We start from the raw sequence: 16056 nt of genomic DNA, 5'->3' as shown, positions 1-16056 counted from the left end.
TGAGTACATCCGCGGTGATCGTGGGAGAGTGAACGCTGGAGGTTTCGATGACGACACCCGCAACCCGGAGCCGCGAGAACACCCGCGCCCGTCTGCTGGAAGCCGCGGCGCAGGTCTTCGCCGAGGTCGGTCTCGACGGCGCGACGGTCGAGGCCGTCTGCGAGCGCGCCGGCTTCACACGAGGCGCCTTCTACTCGAACTTCGACTCCAAGGACGAGCTCTTCCTCATGCTGGCGGGAAGCGTGGCGGATGTGCGGGTCAGCGCCGTGCGCACGCGCGTCGCCGAGCTCGCAGAGAGCGGTGAGCTCGCCACCGGATGCGACCCGGTCGAACTCGTGCAGCAGGTGATGGACCTGGGCGGCGATGACCGGCTCGGCGTGATGCTGATGAGCGAGATCCGCATCCGGGCGCTGCGCGATCACGCATTCGGCGAGGCGTATCTCGTGCAGGAGCGCGAGATGGTGTCGAGCATCGCGGAGATCATCACCGACATCGTCGCCGAAGGCACCTTCCGGCTGCGGCTGCCCGCAGAGACGGCTGCACGCATGCTCATGATCGTCTGGGAGGGGATGACCGTGCGCGGCGCGATGGCAGGGCACGATGCCGCGCAGCTCCGCCACACCGGAAGCGAAGAGCTCGGCCGGCTCGTCGAGCTGCTGCTGGAGTCCTGAAGCCCGACCGGCGCGACGAGGTCAGTCCGCGGCCAGCGCCCCGAAGCAGCGCTCGAGGCGGGCCAGCCACCACTCGCGGCGGTCGGCGGATGCGGCGAGGCGCTCGAGCGCCGCAGCATCCGGGGTCACCCGGCCGACCGGAAGGCTTCCGTCCTCGGCACGGAACTTCGCCACGTCGTCGAGGAACAGCGACGATGTGCCGAGGCCGCAGTCGAAGTCGAGTCTCGGCAGCGCAGCCGCGAGGGCCACACCCTGAGACAGCCCGATCGCGGTGTCGAGAGCGCTGGAGACGACGGCCGGCAGTCCTGCCGCGGTGATGAGCTGCAGCGCGTGCGTGACGCCGCCGAGCGGCTGGGCCTTGATCACGAGCAGATCGGCGGCGCCGGCGCGCGCGACGGCGAGAGGATCCGAGGACTTCCGCACGCTCTCGTCGGCGGCCACCGGGATGCCCATGTACTTGACCCGCTGGCGCAGTTCGGCGAGTTCGGGCACCGTCGCGCACGGCTGCTCGACGTACTCGAGATCGAACTCGTTAAGCGCGTGCACGGCGCGCTCGGCCTCGTCGACGTTCCATGCGCCGTTCGCGTCGACGCGGATCCGTCCCTCCGGGCCCATGACCTCGCGCACTGCGCGAACGCGGGCGATGTCGTCGGCGAGGGACTGTCCCGGTTCTGCGACCTTGACCTTGGTGGTGCGGCATCCGGCGAATCGCGACAGGACGTCTGCGACGCGCGCGGCCTCGACGGCCGGAACGGTCGCATTCACGCTGATCCGGTCGCGCAGCGGGGCGGGCTGCTTCCGCCAGGCGAAGTCGATCGCCGCCGACAGCCACACGGATGCCTCGTCGTCGCCGTACTCGAGGAACGGCGAGAACTCCGCCCATCCCTCCGGCCCCTCGAACAGCAGCGCCTCCCTGGTGTCCACGCCGCGGAAGCGCGTGTGCATGGGGAGAGCGACCACCCGGGCCGAATCGAGGAGATCTGCGAGCGTCGTCGGAAGCATGTGCCCATTGTGCCCCGTAGAGGCCGCCGTGCCGCATCCGCACCGCCCGCGCGCCGTGTTCACGACTCCTCAAGAATCCCGACCGAGCGTCTCGAATGACGCGCCGTTCCGCGCGTTTGCGGCAACTCGCTCGGCGGTGTTGCCGAGATCTGAGGAGTTGTGAACACCAGGGTCGCCCCGTCGAGTGGAATCATCGAAGAATCTGAAGCAGGCAGCCTCGGAGAGGAGCGTCGACAATGACGATCACCGGCATCGGACGGAATGCCTGGCGCGCGATCGGGGGCGACGACGCTGCCCTCGATATGGTCGCCGACGCGTCCCCGCCTCCTTCTCTCCCGTCGCGGCTTCCCGTCGCTGCCCTGCTCGGTGACGCGGTCGCCTTGGCCGCGCTGGCGATTCAGCAGGTCCAGATCGACCGAGGTCGGCGGAGCGCGTGGAGCGCCGTGCGACTCGACGGGCGCCGGCTGACGACATCGGCGCAGTGCGAGCGCCACTTCTTGCTCGACGGCGTCGCTCCGGATGCCTGGGCGCCGCTGTCCGGGTTCTGGCAGGCCGCGGACGGCTGGGTGCGCACCCACGGCAACTACCCGCATCACGCGCGACGGCTCGCCGAGATCCTCGGTATCGGTGCGGATGCCGCGAAGAAGGAGGTGGCGGCCGCGATCCTGGGTTTCGGCGCCGTCGACCTCGAGACCCGGGCGGCCCAGGCGGGTGCGATCGTCGGTGCCGTCCGAACCGCGAAGGCGTGGAGCGCTCACGCCGAGGGCCTCGCGGTCGCGACGGAGCCGCTCGTCTCTCTGCGATCCGATGGCGGTGCGCGAGGTTCGACCCGGTGGGATGCAGGCCGGGGAGCGCCGCTCGACGGCATCCGCGTTCTCGATCTGACCCGCGTGCTCGCCGGTCCCATCGCCGCCCGCGACCTCGCCTTCGCCGGGGCCGACGTGCTCCGCATCGATTCGCCGCGTCTGCCCGAGATCGGCTGGCAGCACCTCGAGACCGGCCACGGCAAGAGGTCGGCGACGCTCGATCTCGCCGACGCTGTCGATCGTCGCGTCTTCGAGGAGCTCCTGGCCTCGGCGGATGTCGTCATCACCGGCTACCGTCCCGGCTCGCTGGATCGTTTCGGGCTTTCGGCAGAGGCGCTCTGGGAGCATCGCCCGGGAATCATCGTCGGATCGGTGGGGGCGTGGAGCGAACGCGGCCCCTGGGCGGAGCGCCGCGGATTCGACAGCATCGTGCAGGCGGTGACGGGGATCGCGATGACGGAGAGCGCCGACGGAGCGACGCCCGGCGCGCTCCCGGCGCAGGCGCTCGACCACTCCGCGGGGCACATGCTCGCCGCGGCGATCTGCATCGCGCTCATCCAGCGCCGCCGTGAGGGTGCGGGCTCGCACATACGGGTGGGCTTGGCTCGGCTCGCACACGAACTGCTCCACGCACCGACTGACCGCGGCAATCCGGGCGCCGCTGCCGACGAGCCGACGGTGCAGAGGGGCAGGTCGGCAGCGGGTGCGATCACGACGGCGATGCCGCCCTTCGGCTACCCGGGCGGGCCCGATGGCTACCCTGTGCTCGCTTCGCCGTGGGGACGGGATGCGGCCGGCTGGCGCTGAACAGTCAGTGTGCGGGGTCGGCGGCTCAGCCGAGGCGCTTCTGCAGCTCGCCCATCCGCTCGCTCGGCCGGAAGCCGAGAAGCGTGTTCACCGCGAGCATGTGCGCGTTCGAATCGGCGTTGTATGTGTAGACCGCTCGCGTCTGCGGAACCTCGTGCTGCAGCATCCGCAGGTTCGCCAGCTTCACGGCGATGCCGAGCCGCTGACCGCGGTCCGCGCGACGGACCAGCGTGCCCCACTGGTAGGCGTTGCCGTCGTCGCCCGAGACGACCAGCTGCGTGTACGCCGCCGCCGAGCCGTCCGGTGCGAGCGCGATGGTGCCGAACGACGTGCGATTCTGCCGTGCGATGAGCTCCTCCGATTCGCGGATGCTGCTGACGTCGGGCTTCACCGGCTCGATGTCGAGATCGCCGCTCGGCGCCTCGGTGTCGATCGAGGCGTCGAGGACCGCCCATCCCTCGACCACGTCGTCCGGCACGGGGCCGACCCAGCTGCGGATGTCGTATTCCGCGATCGACTCGGCGATGTCAGCCGCGAGCGTGTCGAGCACAGCGGGGTCGACGGGGAGCGGCAGGCGGCTCTGCACGTCGCCGAGCGCGAGCGCGTAGCCGTGCCGCCGGGCGAACTCCCGTCCGGGAGATCCGGCACCCGAGGGGCCCAACTCATACGGCCACGACGTCGTCGACTGCGCCGTGGTGCGGCCGGAGGAGAGCGCTTCGGCCTCGAGAAGCGCCAGGGCCTGTGAGCCGAAGCCGCGGCGTCGATGCTCCGGGCGCACGCAGACCGCGAGGTGCGCGACATGCGTGTTGTCCTTGAGGGGAAGCGCGAGGCTCGACGATCCGATCACAGTGCCGCCTGCCCGCAGAAGGAACGCACGACGTTCGACCACCCGGGAGTTCTGCTGCAGTTCCATGCGCGACTCCTCACGACTCCACAGCGGCGCCTCGGGTCCTCGGTCGGCACGCTCGGCCACGGCGTAGGCGTCCCACCAACTGTCGACGGCGTCGTCGTCGAAGGGGTCGATGCGGCTGATCTCGAGGGTCATGGCACCACGCTAACGAACAGCAGGCGCCGCACCGGTCCTACATAAATGTGCCGTTGACAATAGTGTGTGACGCACAGTAATGTGATCGACATGAACGAGATCCTCGACACGCACCTGCAGGAACTGCGGCGCGGCACGATCGTGCTCGCGTGTCTGCAGCTGCTGCGCACTCCCGGATACGGCTACGGGCTGCTCGAAGAGCTCGAGCGCCGCGGCTTCGCCACTGACGCGAACACCCTGTATCCGCTGCTCCGGCGCCTGGAGAAGCAGGAATACCTCACCAGTGAGTGGAACACCGACGAGGCGCGGCCTCGCAAGTTCTACCGCACTTCGGATGCCGGCGCGCGCCTCGCCGACACCCTCACCGACGAATGGCGGTCGCTCACCACGGCGATCGCCTCTCTCACCGCAGAGGAGAACTGAGATGACCACGACCACACTGACCGAGCGATACATCGCGGCCACGGTCAAGAGCCTGACTCCGACGGCGCAGGATGACGTCCGAGCCGAGCTGGAGGCTTCCATCTCCGACGCCGTCGAGGCGCGCGTCGAGCAGGGCGAAGAGCGGACGGATGCCGAGCGCGCCGTCCTCACCGAACTCGGCGACCCCGGCATCCTCGCCGCCGGCTACGCGGACCAGCCTCTGCACCTGATCGGGCCGAAGTACTTCCTCACCTGGTGGCGGTTGCTGAAGCTGCTGCTGGTCATCGTTCCCATCTGCGCGATGAGCGGTGTCGCGCTCGCGCAGGCTCTGGACCGGGCATCGGTCGGTGAGATCATCGGAGCCGCGATCGGCGTGGGCATCTCGGTCATCGTGCATGTGTGCTTCTGGGTCACGTTGGTCTTCTTCGTTCTCGAACGCACCGGTGCCGACACGGGCGTGAAGTGGGACGTCGACCAGTTGCCGGAGCCGGCGGCGAGCGGCGCCGGGCGCGCAGACGCCATCGCGTCACTCGTGTTCCTCGCGATCGGTGTCGGGGCGGTGTTCTGGGACGCCTTCATCGGATTCTTCCCGACCGGCGGAGATCCCATCCCTCTGCTGAACCCAGGACTGTGGCCGTGGGGGATCAGCATCTTCATCGCGCTGATCGTCGCCGAGGCTCTGCTGTCGGTCGCCGTATACGCAAAGCGGCGGTGGACCGTCGGCGCCGCGGTGATCAACACCCTGCTGGCTGTCGCCTTCGCGGTCTGGTCGCTCATCCTGCTCGTGCGCGGCGAGCTGATCAACCCGGAGTTCCTGAGTTTCGTCTTCACCGGAAACGGGGTCGAGAGCGACACCATGGACGTTCTCACGGTCATCACCGGCTTCTGCCTCGTCGTGTTCCCTCTGTGGGACGTGGTGGACGGCTGGATCAAGACCGTGCGTGCGCGTCGCGCCTGATCTGGAGGTGCGGGGCAACCGAGTGGGCCAGAGTCCTCCGCGACTCCAGAAATGACTGCCAACGAGACAGCGTGCTCAGATCTGGAGTCGCTTTGGGATGATGTTGAAAAGTGGGGTGCGACCCCGGGCAACACGAAGAGCGACGGCCGTCCCAAGGCGACCGCAACTTCCCCAGACTTCCGTTTGCGGCTTGATCAGATTCGACAGACGACTGATGGCACCCTCCGGACCGCGCTCGACGAGTATTTCGAGGAGACTCCGATTCAAGGAACGTGGTGGTGGGCGAATGGAATCCACGAGTATGGCTATGCCCACACTCTAGGGAGCGCGTGCGAAGCTGAAGGCGTGACTGTCACCCTCAGGTGATGCGCTAAAGCCTCAGCGCGGCCGCGAAACAGAGGCAGGGCGCTCATTCGACCGGGAGATGCAGACGGGAACCGCCCGGAATGGTTGCTCGATTCCGGCTAGAGTCATCGACATGCGACTGCCTGCTGCTGCGGGGCTCTTGATGGCTGCGATGGTGCTTGCCGGGTGTGCGCACGAACCTGAAGTTGAGGCGCACCTCGTCGAAGAGAGTGAACCGGAACCGGAGCGGTTGGGAACCCCCGCTCAATCTCTGACAAATACTTGCGTCACGGCCAGCGCGGATAATCCCAGCCAGTTCGAGTCCGCAGTTCTTACTACGGATGCAGAGAACCTGATCGTAGCGTTCAAGTTCGAGCGCCCATTCACACTCAAGACCGGCGAGCCATACTCGATCTCGATGGGCACCGGTGCCCGACTCATCGTCGAGGTCGGTCCTGTCAGGGCATACGCATTCTTGAACGTGGACTATGAGAGCAAGCCATCTCGTACGTGGTTCGCGACCGTGTGGTCGGCGGCGACATCATCGCAGATGCCACTCTCGATGATGACGGCGACAAGCTGATCATGACCGTCCCGCTGCCAGCGGATATGTCATCCTTCGTCGACATGCCAGTGCAGTGGAGAGTCGAGGCCCAAAGCGTCGATTGCCCGGGAGATCTGGACTACGACGAGAACTGGCTCTGGGCGGACATACTCATGGGCAACGGCTAGTTCTTCACGACGCGTCGCTGCTCGATCCAGATTTCACAGCTCTGGGCCGAACTCCCGGACGGCCCCGACACCGGCGTCAACGTCCTGCTCTTGCTGCTGTTCTCGGGATCGCCGCCATTCCCGACCCGTACGTGAAAGCGATTCGGGCTGGACCTGCCCCACATTCCCATCCGTGACAAGGTGGCGCCGGGGCAGGCTCTCTCCTGCGCCGGGAACGGTGCGTCTGCGGAGAGCTCCCCGGTCAGTCGTCGGAGAGCATCTTCGGAAGCATTCCGACTTCGTCCAGGCGTCGGATCAGTCGTGACGCGAGGGGGCCGCGGGACAGTGCCAGCCGATAGAACCGCGGTCCCTCATCGGCATGGCGGAGCAGGCCTCGATCGAGAAGGTCACGGATGGCGCGGGAACGCAGGGATGCGCTGCCAGGAAGGACACGTTCAAGGTCGCCTGCTTTGACCACGCCACGCTCGAGAACGACCTGCAGGACGCGTTGCTCCGTAGTGTCGATCACGCCGTCGCGCGCAAGGCGCGCGAGAGCGGGCCCCACCAGTACTTCGATGACATAGGAGTGATTCTGGAGTTGAACCAGGCGCGCGAGGTCATCCCGGATGCCGCGTGCGAAGAAGACTGTCCACTCGGTCGTTCCGTCATCGTCGAGCGTATCCGCAGCCTCGAGTGCGGTGATGTATGAGCCGCGGTCGTTTCCGAACACTGCAGTCGGATTGAGGGCGCTGTGGCCACGTGTGGCAAAGATGCTCTTACGCAGCATGGCAAAGGTGAAAAGCCGGGATACGCGCCCGTTGCCGTTGCGGAATGGGTGCACCCATACGAACCGGTGGTGGGCGAGTGCGATCTGCATCATCTGCTCGTGCAGAGGACGCTCGGCGTTTGCGAAGTCGAGCAACGCAGACATCTCGGCGTGCACAGTGACCCAGGTCGGCGGACGGTGCGCTGAACCGGTGATCGCGACATCCTGCTGTCGGTAGGCGCCCGGGGTCGGGTCGCCTTCCCGGATCAGCCCACGCACGGTTCGCGCATGAAGGTCTCTGATGAGGGCGTGGGTGAGTGGCTGCTGGGGATCCAGTCCGTCGAGGAAACGCGCGGCGTCGATGATGTTCGCGACTTCTCGGAGTTGCTCATCGAACGGCGCATCAGACACATCATCGACCGCGTCGATCGCCTGAAAGACCGTTGTGTGGTTGCCCTCGATGCGTGCGGAGACGACGCTCATCACAGTGTCGAAGAGCTGATGAAGCTCGATATACGTATCGACGGGGGTGGTTCCGGTGCCGATGTCGGCTCGGAGGCGCTCGATCTCGAAGAGCAGCGTGACCAGTTCAGAGCCGAAGGCCGGCTTCGGCAAGTTGTATAGATCCGTCATGGAAAATATCCTCATCCTCGATGTGCAACTTGATCGTATCGCGGCAAACTATTTGCGTGCAATAGTCGTTCTCGACTGATCTTCTAGGGGAAGCCAGGCAACCTGCCTTCGATATATTTGCGATGGGGGGCGACATCTACTTGCATCATCTACGTCTCGAAACTTGCGTGGTCAACGCTTTCGATCGTGGCTCGGGTGTTCCTCCGGGCATAGGCTGGATGCCGTGGCCACCGCATCCGTCTCCGACCTGTTCGATCCCGCCGAATGGGTGCTCGCGCCTGGTGCCGAGGAGTACACCGACATCACGGCGCACGTCACGCACGACGGCGGCATCGCCCGCATCGCGTTCAACCGGCCCGAGGTGCGCAACGCCTTCCGCCCCCACACCGTCGACGAGCTCTACCGGGCGCTCGACATCGCACGGCAGGATCCGAAGATCGGCGCCGTCCTCCTCACCGGCAACGGTCCGAGTCCGAAGGACGGCGGCTGGGCGTTCTGCTCCGGGGGCGACCAGCGCATCCGCGGCCGCGACGGCTACAAGTACTCCGACGACGAGACCTCGGTCGCCGACCCCGCCAGGGCCGGCCGGCTGCACATCCTCGAAGTGCAGCGCCTCATCCGCTTCATGCCGAAGGTCGTCATCGCTGTCGTCCCCGGTTGGGCCGCCGGCGGTGGGCACTCCCTGCACGTCGTCTGCGATCTCACCATCGCGAGCGCCGAGGAGGCGCGGTTCAAGCAGACGGATGCCGACGTCGGCTCCTTCGACGCCGGATACGGCTCCGCATACATGGCCCGACAGACCGGGCAGAAGTTCGCCCGCGAGGTGTTCTTCCTCGCCGAGGAGTACTCCGCGCAGCGTGCCTATGAGGCCGGCGCCGTGAACCGGGTCGTTCCGCACGCCGAACTCGAACGCGAGGCGCTGAAGATGGCGCGCACCGTGCTCACCAAGTCGCCCACGGCGATCCGGATGCTGAAGTTCGCATTCAACGCCGTCGATGACGGGCTCGTCGGTCAGCAGGTCTTCGCGGGTGAGGCCACGCGCCTCGCCTACGGCACCGACGAGGCGGTCGAGGGGCGCGACTCGTTCCTCGAGAAGCGCGCTCCGGACTGGTCCTCCTTCCCCTGGCACTACTGAGCCGGAGGAGCACCGATGACCGCGTTGATCCCGACTGAAGCGGATGATCCGCGGCTGGTGCAGCACGCGCTGCGCCTGGCCCTCGACGGCGGCCCGGCCCTCGGGTTCGGGATGCTGCCCGGCGCGCCGGAGCGGGTCCCCGACGGGACGGCGGCGGTCATCGCGACGTCCGGATCCAGCGGCATCCCCAAGCGCGTCGCGCTGAGCGCCGAGGCGCTGCGTGCGAGCGCGGAGGCCACCGCGGCACGGATCGGCAGCGGACGCTGGCTGCTCGCGCTGCCGGTCGGATACGTCGCTGGTCTCCAGGTCCTGGTGCGCTCGCTTCTGGCGGACACGGAGCCGGCCGTGGTGGAGGGGAAGTTCTCTCCCGTCGCGTTCGCCGAAGCGACGCTGTCGATGGTGCGGACCGGAAGCGAGACGCTGTTCACCTCGCTCGTCCCCGCGCAGCTCGCCACGCTCCTGGATGCTGCCGATGAGCCGGGGGTCCGGGCGGCGCTGCGGATGTATCGGGCGATCCTCGTCGGCGGGCAGTCGCTGCCGGAGCCGATGCGTGAGCGGGCGGTGGATCTCGGGGCTCGCCTGGTGCGCACCTACGGATCGACGGAGACGAGCGGCGGATGCGTCTATGACGGTGCCCCGCTCGACACCGTCGCCGTGCGCACCGTCGACGGCGAACTCCAGCTGGCCGGGCCGATGCTCGCCGACGGGTACGTCGGCGACGACGCCCTGACCTCTCGGATGTTCGTGCGTGACGCGCACGGCATCCGCTGGTACCGCACCGGCGACCTGGGGCTCGTCGACGGCGGTGTCGTACGCGTGCACGGCAGAGCCGACAACGTCATCGTCTCGGGCGGCGTCAACATCTCACTGGACCGGGTCGAGCGCGTCGTCCGGCAGGTTCCCGGCCTGCACCAGGCCGTCGTCGTCGGTGTCGACGACGCACGATGGGGTGAGGCGTCGGTCATCGTCGCCGAGCGAGGCGAGGTGCTCCGCCGCAGCGAATCCGAGCAGCTCGCCCACGCCAGGGATGCCGTGGCCGCTGAGCTCGGAAAGCACGCCAGACCCGCCCGGCTGATCCTCGTGGACGAGCTGGCGACCCTGCCGTCGGGCAAGCCGGATCGCGAGAGCATCCGCCGCGCGGCGGCCGACCTGCACTGACCCCGCGCACCGACCGGTCGCACTCCTGCCATGCTGAAACGCATGGCCTCCTACACGCACGGACATCACGAATCCGTTCTCCGCTCGCACAACACCAGGAACATCGCGAACTCGGCCGCGTACCTCCGCCCGCACCTCGACGCCTCGACACGGCTTCTGGACGTGGGTGCCGGCCCCGGCACGATCACGGCGGACTTCGCCGGCGCGGTCGGCCACGTCACGGCCACCGAGATCGATGAGGCAGCGCTCTCGCTGTCGCGCGACCTGGTCGCGAGCCGCGGCCTGAGCAACGTCGCCTTCTCGGTCGAGGACGTGCACGCGCTGAGCTTCGCCGACGACAGCTTCGACGTCGTGCATGCGCATCAGGTGCTCCAGCACGTCGCCGACCCGGTGCAGGCGCTGCGAGAGATGAGGCGCGTCGCGGCGCCCGGCGGCATCGTCGCGGCGCGCGACGCCGACTACGCGGGGTTCATCTGGTTCCCGCTGCTCCCGGAGCTCGACCGCTGGCTGCAGCTGTACCAGGCCGCGGCCCGCGCGAACGGCGGGGAACCGGATGCCGGACGCCGCCTGCTGTCCTGGGCGCGTGCCGCCGGATTCGACGAGGTCACCGCGACGGCATCCACCTGGTGCTACGCGACCCCGGACGAGCGCGCCTGGTGGGGCGGCATGTGGGCCGACCGCATCCTCGAATCCGCGCTCGCTCGGCAGCTGCTGCGCGAAGAGCTCGCGACATCGGCCGACCTGCAGGCGATCAGCGATGCCTGGAAGCGCTGGTCGGATGCCGAGGACGGCTGGTATCTCGTGCCGCACGGCGAGATCCTCTGCCGGGCCTGACGTTTCGTCGCCGCCGGAGGATACATCTCGAGGCGGATGCGGAGCGGTCCACGCGCCACGTAGCGTAGGGGAGTGATCCGCCCGCTCCAGCCCCACCAGCTCGTCCTCGACATCGTCGGGGCGCTCATCGGGCTGCTGTTCACGCTGCCGTTGAGCTTCGTCATCCTCGCGACATCGCCGAGCGTGTGGATCGCGGACGCGGGGTTGGAGACGGCGCACCATATCGTCGTCGCCCTCATCATGTGGGGTGCCGCGGCGATCGCACGGCTGTCTCCTCCGCTGGCCCTCGCGGCTGCGTGGGTCGGGGCGCTCCTGCAGATGGCCGGAGGCATGTGGCCGTCGCCCGTGAACCTCGCCGTTCTGATGGTGCTCTTCGCCACGTCGGCCTGGGGCAGCCGCCGGGTGCTGTGGCTGGGCGGTGCCTCGGCACTCGTCGGCGGCGTCATCGCCGGGCTCTACGTCGCGCTCGTCCAGCAGGACTCGTTCGTCGTCGACAGCAGCTACCCCGTGCGAGCGCTCGCGTTCGGAAGTCTCGTCGCCGCCGTGGTGCTGCTGTCGCTCGCGATGTCGTGGGGCGGAGGGCTCCTGTGGCGGATCGTCGTGAAGGGGCGCCGCACTCGCGAAGCACAGCTGCGCGCCGAGGCGGTCGCCGCGGAAGAACAGGAACGGGTGCGCATCGCCCGTGACATGCACGACATCGTCGCGCATTCCCTCGCGGTCGTGATCGCCCAGGCAGACGGCGCGCGCTACGCGGCCGCTGTGCGCCCCGAGCTGGCGCAGGAGGCCCTGGGCACGATCGCTCAGACGGCGCGCGGGGCGCTCTCCGATGTCCGGATGCTCCTCACCCAGCTCCGCCACCGGCAGGGCGACGGTCCGCAGCCGACTCTCGCCGACCTGGAGGTGCTGCTCGCCCAGGTGCGGCAGGCGGGGGTGGAACCCCGCGTCACCGTGGATCCGATGCCGCCGGGTGAGCCGCCGGCGGCGATCCAGCTCGCGGTCTACCGCATCCTGCAGGAGGCGCTCACCAACGCGATCCGCCATGGCGACGGGGCAGTCGACGTGCATCTCGCCTGGCTGCCGGATCGGGTGGACATCCAGGTGCGCAACACCGTCACCGGCGACCGGCCGGCGGGCCAGGGCGGTCACGGCATCATCGGCATGCGCGAACGCGCCCAGCTCATCGGCGGTAACCTGCAGGCCGAGCATCAGGGCGCCCAGTTCGTCGTCCGCGCGACGCTTCCGATCGGAGATGCATCGTGATCAGGGTCGTTCTCGTCGATGACCAGGCGCTGTTCCGCGCCGGCATCCGCATGCTGGTCGCCTCGCAGCCCGACCTCGACGTCGTGGGCGAAGCCGGCGACGGCCGCGAGGCGATCGAGGTGGTCAGGGCGAGCCGGCCGGACGTCGTGCTGATGGACATCCGGATGCCGGTGATGGACGGTCTCACCGCGACCGCCGAGATCCTCTCTCAGCCCGATCCGCCGCGCATCGTGATGCTCACGACGTTCGACCTCGATGAGGCGGCCGCGCGCGCGATCCGTCAGGGGGCGAGCGGCTTCCTGCTGAAGGATGCAGACCCGGAGTTCCTGCTGGCCGCGATCCGCACGGTGCACTCCGGGTCGTCGGTGATCGCCGCATCCGCCACCCGGGATCTGTTCCAGCATTTCGCCGCGGCGCCGAAACCGGTGCCGCCTCAGTACGCCGACCTCACCGAGCGGGAACGGGAGATCTTCGCCCTCGCCGCTCGAGGCCTGTCGAACGCCGAGATCGCCGGACGCGAGTTCCTCAGCGAGGCGACGGTGAAGACGCACATCAGCAGGATCCTCACCAAGCTCGCCCTGCGAGACCGGGTGCAGCTGGTGGTGTTCGCCTTCGAGCACGGGCTGAACTGAGCGGCCGGTCTCCGGCCGGGGGCGTCACAGCCCCTGACCGGCATCCCACAGCCGCTCGGTCCGGCCCGCCAGCATCGCGTCGAGCGACACGGCCTGGGCGTCTGTGAGCGAGGCGACGTAGTCGATGATGCCCCGGCCACGGGCGAGCGCCTGGAGTTCCCCGGCGGTGTGCGTCTCGACCAGGTCCGGAGCATCGTTCCGCAACCGGCGATAGTCGTCGGCGGCGAGCTGCACGAGATCGAGCAGGCGGCGTGGGGCGCGGCGCGCGTCGAGGGGATCGTCGAGCCAGGCCGCGAACCCGCTGACGAGCCGTTCCAGGACGCTGGCCTGGCCCCGCTGGTAGACGGTGAGGTCCGGGCGTTCGAGGATGAACCGCTCGTGCAGGAACTTGAGCACGGCGACCTCGTGCCAGGCCTGCCGGTTCAGGCTGACGTGCCCCGAGCGGGCGTCAGGGTTCCGGTGCACTTCGATCGACGACTGCAGGCGTGCGATCCATGACGTCGTGAACCGTGCGAGGGACCGTTCGCTGGAGAGGGATCCATCGAACGGTTCGGCGAGGAGCCCGTCGATCACCTCGGCGCCGACCTTCGCCACGGCTTCGCCGAAGGCATCCGCGTCGGCGATCCAGCCGTCCTTGCTGCGCAGTCGGCGCCAGAGCAGCTCCAGCGAGTGCCCCGGAGTCCTGGTGTCGGCGGCGAGGAACTCGTGATCGACATCGCGGAGCCGGGCGAGGTCGCGGTGCCAGGCCCGGAACTCGGTGGACAGCGTCGCGGGAGTCAGCAGGCCGGCGCGATAGAAGTCGTCGAGGTCGTGCAGCGAATAGGCGATGTCATCGGAGATGTCCATGATGGAGCACTCGGCCGTCTGCTGTCCCTCCGCGATCAGTGGATAGGCGGCGAGGGCCTGACGCGCGTCCTGCTCGTCGACCGCGTAGTAGCTGAACTTGCTCGCGCCGCCGCGGCGGATTCCGCCCAGGCCGCGTCGCCAGGGGTACTTCAGCACGGCGGCGCGCACCGCCGCGGTGAGGTTGAGCCCGACGCCCGGACGATCGTGCTCGTCGAGGCGAGTGAGGATGCGGTAGGTCTGCGCGTTCCCCTCGAATCCCTCGGCCAGGCCGAACCGGGTGCGCGCCAGGCGATCGAGGGTGTGCTCGCCCAGGTGCCCGAAGGGGGGATGGCCGAGGTCGTGCGCTGCGGCCGCGGCCTGGACCACGACCGGATGCGCGCCACCGAGCTCGGCGACGATCCGGCTCGCCTCGTCGGTGCGCGTCGACAGGTGCGTCGCGATCGCCCGTGCCACGGCCGCGACCTTGATCGAATGCGTGAGCCTGTTGTGCACGGCGAGCCCCGCGCCGGTCTGCGAGATCACCTGGGTGACGGCGGAGAGCCGGGAGTAGAAGGGGGAGAAGCGGATGCGCTCCACATCGACCCGGAAATGGGGGTGGCCCTCGGCGCGCTGGAACTCGTCGAGCGCCTCTGGCATGCGTCGGGTCTGGCGGGGGTCGAGTCCGTCGTGGGGCATGAGGTCAGTGTGTCATCCGGCACGCTGTGTTGCGAAGGGGGTGACGACGTCGGCGGAGGTTCATGACCTCAACGCGCGTCCCGCCGACCCCATCCGGCGAAGAAGCAGGGGCGCGGCGACTCCATGCAGCACGATGCTTCCGACGACGGTGACGACCATCACCACGAGAACGAGCTCCCCCTGCACGTCGGGCAGTGCGTTGTAGGCGAGCAGCCCGAACACGATCGACGCCGTGCCGCGCGGCCCCAGTGCGCCGATGAGCAACCGCTCGCGCGGCGCGACCGAACTGCCCATCAGCGACAGGTACACCGGCACGATCCGCAGCACGGTCAGTGCGAGAGCCGCCAGCAGGACGACGTCCCAGCCCACTCCGGCCGTGAACGCGAGCAGCGCGGCTCCGCCGAGGATGAACCAGACGAAGTTCGCCGCGAGCGTGCCGGTCTCCTCGACGAGCACGAGCTCTTCGTGTGAGACAGCGCGCTCCTCCTCGCCGCGCGTCCGCGCCATCCGGTACGCGATGCCGGCGACGAACGCGGCGACGAAGCCGTTGGCGCCGAGCGCGGGGAGCGTCGCGATCCCGTAGGCGATCAGCGGGATCAGGAGCATCACACCGCGCACGCCGGCATCGGAGACGAGCTGATGGCGGCGGCACAGTCGCACCAGGGCACCGCAGACGAAGCCCAGGACCACGCCGAGAAGGACGGCGATCAGGGTCGCCGGCACAGCGCCCTCGATGGCAACCCCCACCTGATCCGCACGCTTGTCGAGCTCGGCGTCCGAGATGTCCTTCCCCGCCTTGTTCATGATCTCGGCCCAGATCGTCGCGAGCGGCAGCGCCATCGCGAACAACGGCGAGACGATCCCGTCGTTGTACCCGCTCTCGACGTTGAGGATCTGCCGAACGCGGTCGGGGAGGTGGCGCACGCGAAGGATCTCGGCTGCCGGCGCGAAATCGGTGGGAAGGATGACGCAGGCGATCACGATCATGAGGAACGGCGCCGTCTCGGGGACCAGGAGCCAGGCGGCCGAGGCCCCGAGCACCAGCGACAGCGGCAGTGCGATGAGCACGAGCCGGAGCGTCACCCTTCCCTCGTTGCCGAAGAGACCGCCCTTGACCTCGATCGCGTCGACGAAGAGCAGGATGGCGAGGATCACCTCGACGATCTTCTCGGTCGGCGGCGCGTCGATCGCCGTCGCGAAGGCGTCGACGTCCCAGATCACGGCGATCGCGCCGAGCACGAGGAGGCCGGCGGGGCCGGCGACGCCCCACCGTTCGAACCGATGCGACACCAGCGACCACAGCACGACGGCGGCGAAGCCGATCAGGACGACAACAGGCACGGCAGGAT

General features: G+C 68.5%; 16 protein-coding genes. 11 read left to right on the top strand and 5 right to left on the bottom strand.

Features of this window, described 5'->3' with window-relative positions:
* Positions 1 to 47 precede the first annotated feature (47 nt).
* Positions 48 to 671: a TetR/AcrR family transcriptional regulator gene (locus tag CUR96_RS16715; protein ID WP_102194451.1), complete on the top strand. Its 624-nt coding sequence runs from the start codon at positions 48 to 50 to the stop codon at positions 669 to 671.
* Between the two features lie 21 nt (positions 672 to 692).
* Here CUR96_RS16715 and CUR96_RS16710 read toward each other — a convergent pair whose 3' ends face one another.
* Entirely contained in the window at positions 693 to 1673 is a 981-nt protein-coding gene (locus CUR96_RS16710; RefSeq protein WP_102194450.1) for an o-succinylbenzoate synthase, read from the bottom strand.
* A gap of 236 nt (positions 1674 to 1909) precedes the next feature.
* On the opposite strand from CUR96_RS16710, the gene CUR96_RS16705 reads away from it, so the two are divergent.
* Positions 1910 to 3286 (top strand): CoA transferase, encoded by a 1377-nt coding sequence (locus CUR96_RS16705; RefSeq protein ID WP_102194449.1) that lies wholly within the window; start codon positions 1910 to 1912, stop codon positions 3284 to 3286.
* 25 nt (positions 3287 to 3311) lie between these two features.
* Here CUR96_RS16705 and CUR96_RS16700 read toward each other — a convergent pair whose 3' ends face one another.
* Positions 3312 to 4331, bottom strand: coding sequence for a GNAT family N-acetyltransferase (locus CUR96_RS16700; protein ID WP_102194448.1), 1020 nt, complete (start codon positions 4329 to 4331; stop codon positions 3312 to 3314).
* A 90-nt stretch (positions 4332 to 4421) separates the two neighbouring features.
* Between CUR96_RS16700 and CUR96_RS16695 the strand changes: the two genes are divergently transcribed.
* The 3 genes from CUR96_RS16695 to CUR96_RS18500 all read left to right on the top strand — a co-directional run bounded on the left by CUR96_RS16695 (position 4422) and on the right by CUR96_RS18500 (position 6640).
* Positions 4422 to 4754, top strand: coding sequence for a PadR family transcriptional regulator (locus CUR96_RS16695; RefSeq protein ID WP_102194489.1), 333 nt, complete (start codon positions 4422 to 4424; stop codon positions 4752 to 4754).
* Between the two features lies 1 nt (position 4755).
* Complete coding sequence (locus CUR96_RS16690) at positions 4756 to 5712, top strand: permease prefix domain 1-containing protein (RefSeq protein WP_102194447.1); 957 nt, start codon at positions 4756 to 4758, stop codon at positions 5710 to 5712.
* A gap of 478 nt (positions 5713 to 6190) precedes the next feature.
* Positions 6191 to 6640: a hypothetical protein gene (locus CUR96_RS18500; protein ID WP_146008174.1), complete on the top strand. Its 450-nt coding sequence runs from the start codon at positions 6191 to 6193 to the stop codon at positions 6638 to 6640.
* Positions 6641 to 7030: 390 nt separating this feature from the next.
* Here CUR96_RS18500 and CUR96_RS16680 read toward each other — a convergent pair whose 3' ends face one another.
* Positions 7031 to 7813: a Fic family protein gene (locus CUR96_RS16680; RefSeq protein WP_245861408.1), complete on the bottom strand. Its 783-nt coding sequence runs from the start codon at positions 7811 to 7813 to the stop codon at positions 7031 to 7033.
* A 9-nt stretch (positions 7814 to 7822) separates the two neighbouring features.
* Between CUR96_RS16680 and CUR96_RS18820 the strand changes: the two genes are divergently transcribed.
* From CUR96_RS18820 to CUR96_RS16655, 6 genes are all read left to right on the top strand, one after another.
* Positions 7823 to 8158 (top strand): hypothetical protein, encoded by a 336-nt coding sequence (locus CUR96_RS18820; RefSeq protein ID WP_245861405.1) that lies wholly within the window; start codon positions 7823 to 7825, stop codon positions 8156 to 8158.
* 232 nt (positions 8159 to 8390) lie between these two features.
* Positions 8391 to 9302 carry a 1,4-dihydroxy-2-naphthoyl-CoA synthase gene (locus tag CUR96_RS16675; RefSeq protein WP_102194444.1) on the top strand — a complete coding sequence of 304 codons (912 nt, stop codon included), beginning with the start codon at positions 8391 to 8393 and terminating at the stop codon, positions 9300 to 9302.
* 15 nt (positions 9303 to 9317) lie between these two features.
* A complete protein-coding gene (locus CUR96_RS16670; protein ID WP_102194443.1) occupies positions 9318 to 10460 on the top strand; it encodes an AMP-binding protein in 1143 nt (380 codons plus the stop codon).
* Between the two features lie 42 nt (positions 10461 to 10502).
* The gene (locus CUR96_RS16665) at positions 10503 to 11294 is read left to right on the top strand and encodes a class I SAM-dependent methyltransferase (protein WP_102194442.1); all 792 of its coding nucleotides are present in this window, start codon (positions 10503 to 10505) and stop codon (positions 11292 to 11294) included.
* A 72-nt stretch (positions 11295 to 11366) separates the two neighbouring features.
* On the top strand, positions 11367 to 12554 hold the full coding sequence (locus tag CUR96_RS16660; RefSeq protein WP_102194441.1) for a sensor histidine kinase: 1188 nt from the start codon (positions 11367 to 11369) through the stop codon (positions 12552 to 12554).
* Positions 12551 to 13186, top strand: a complete 636-nt coding sequence (locus tag CUR96_RS16655) for a response regulator (RefSeq protein ID WP_102194440.1) — start codon at positions 12551 to 12553, stop codon at positions 13184 to 13186. Before CUR96_RS16660 ends, CUR96_RS16655 begins: the two co-directional genes overlap by 4 nt.
* A 24-nt stretch (positions 13187 to 13210) precedes the next feature.
* On the opposite strand, the gene CUR96_RS16650 is transcribed toward CUR96_RS16655, so the two are convergent.
* Positions 13211 to 14707 carry a deoxyguanosinetriphosphate triphosphohydrolase family protein gene (locus CUR96_RS16650; protein WP_102194439.1) on the bottom strand — a complete coding sequence of 499 codons (1497 nt, stop codon included), beginning with the start codon at positions 14705 to 14707 and terminating at the stop codon, positions 13211 to 13213.
* Between the two features lie 60 nt (positions 14708 to 14767).
* A complete protein-coding gene (locus tag CUR96_RS16645; protein WP_102194438.1) occupies positions 14768 to 16048 on the bottom strand; it encodes a cation:proton antiporter in 1281 nt (426 codons plus the stop codon).
* Positions 16049 to 16056 lie beyond the last annotated feature (8 nt).

This window comes from Microbacterium aurantiacum (assembly GCF_002872075.1).
Classification (GTDB): Bacteria; Actinomycetota; Actinomycetes; order Actinomycetales; family Microbacteriaceae; genus Microbacterium; species Microbacterium aurantiacum_A.
Note: the sequence above shows the minus strand (reverse complement) of the source record. Positions and strands in the feature narration are given on the sequence as shown.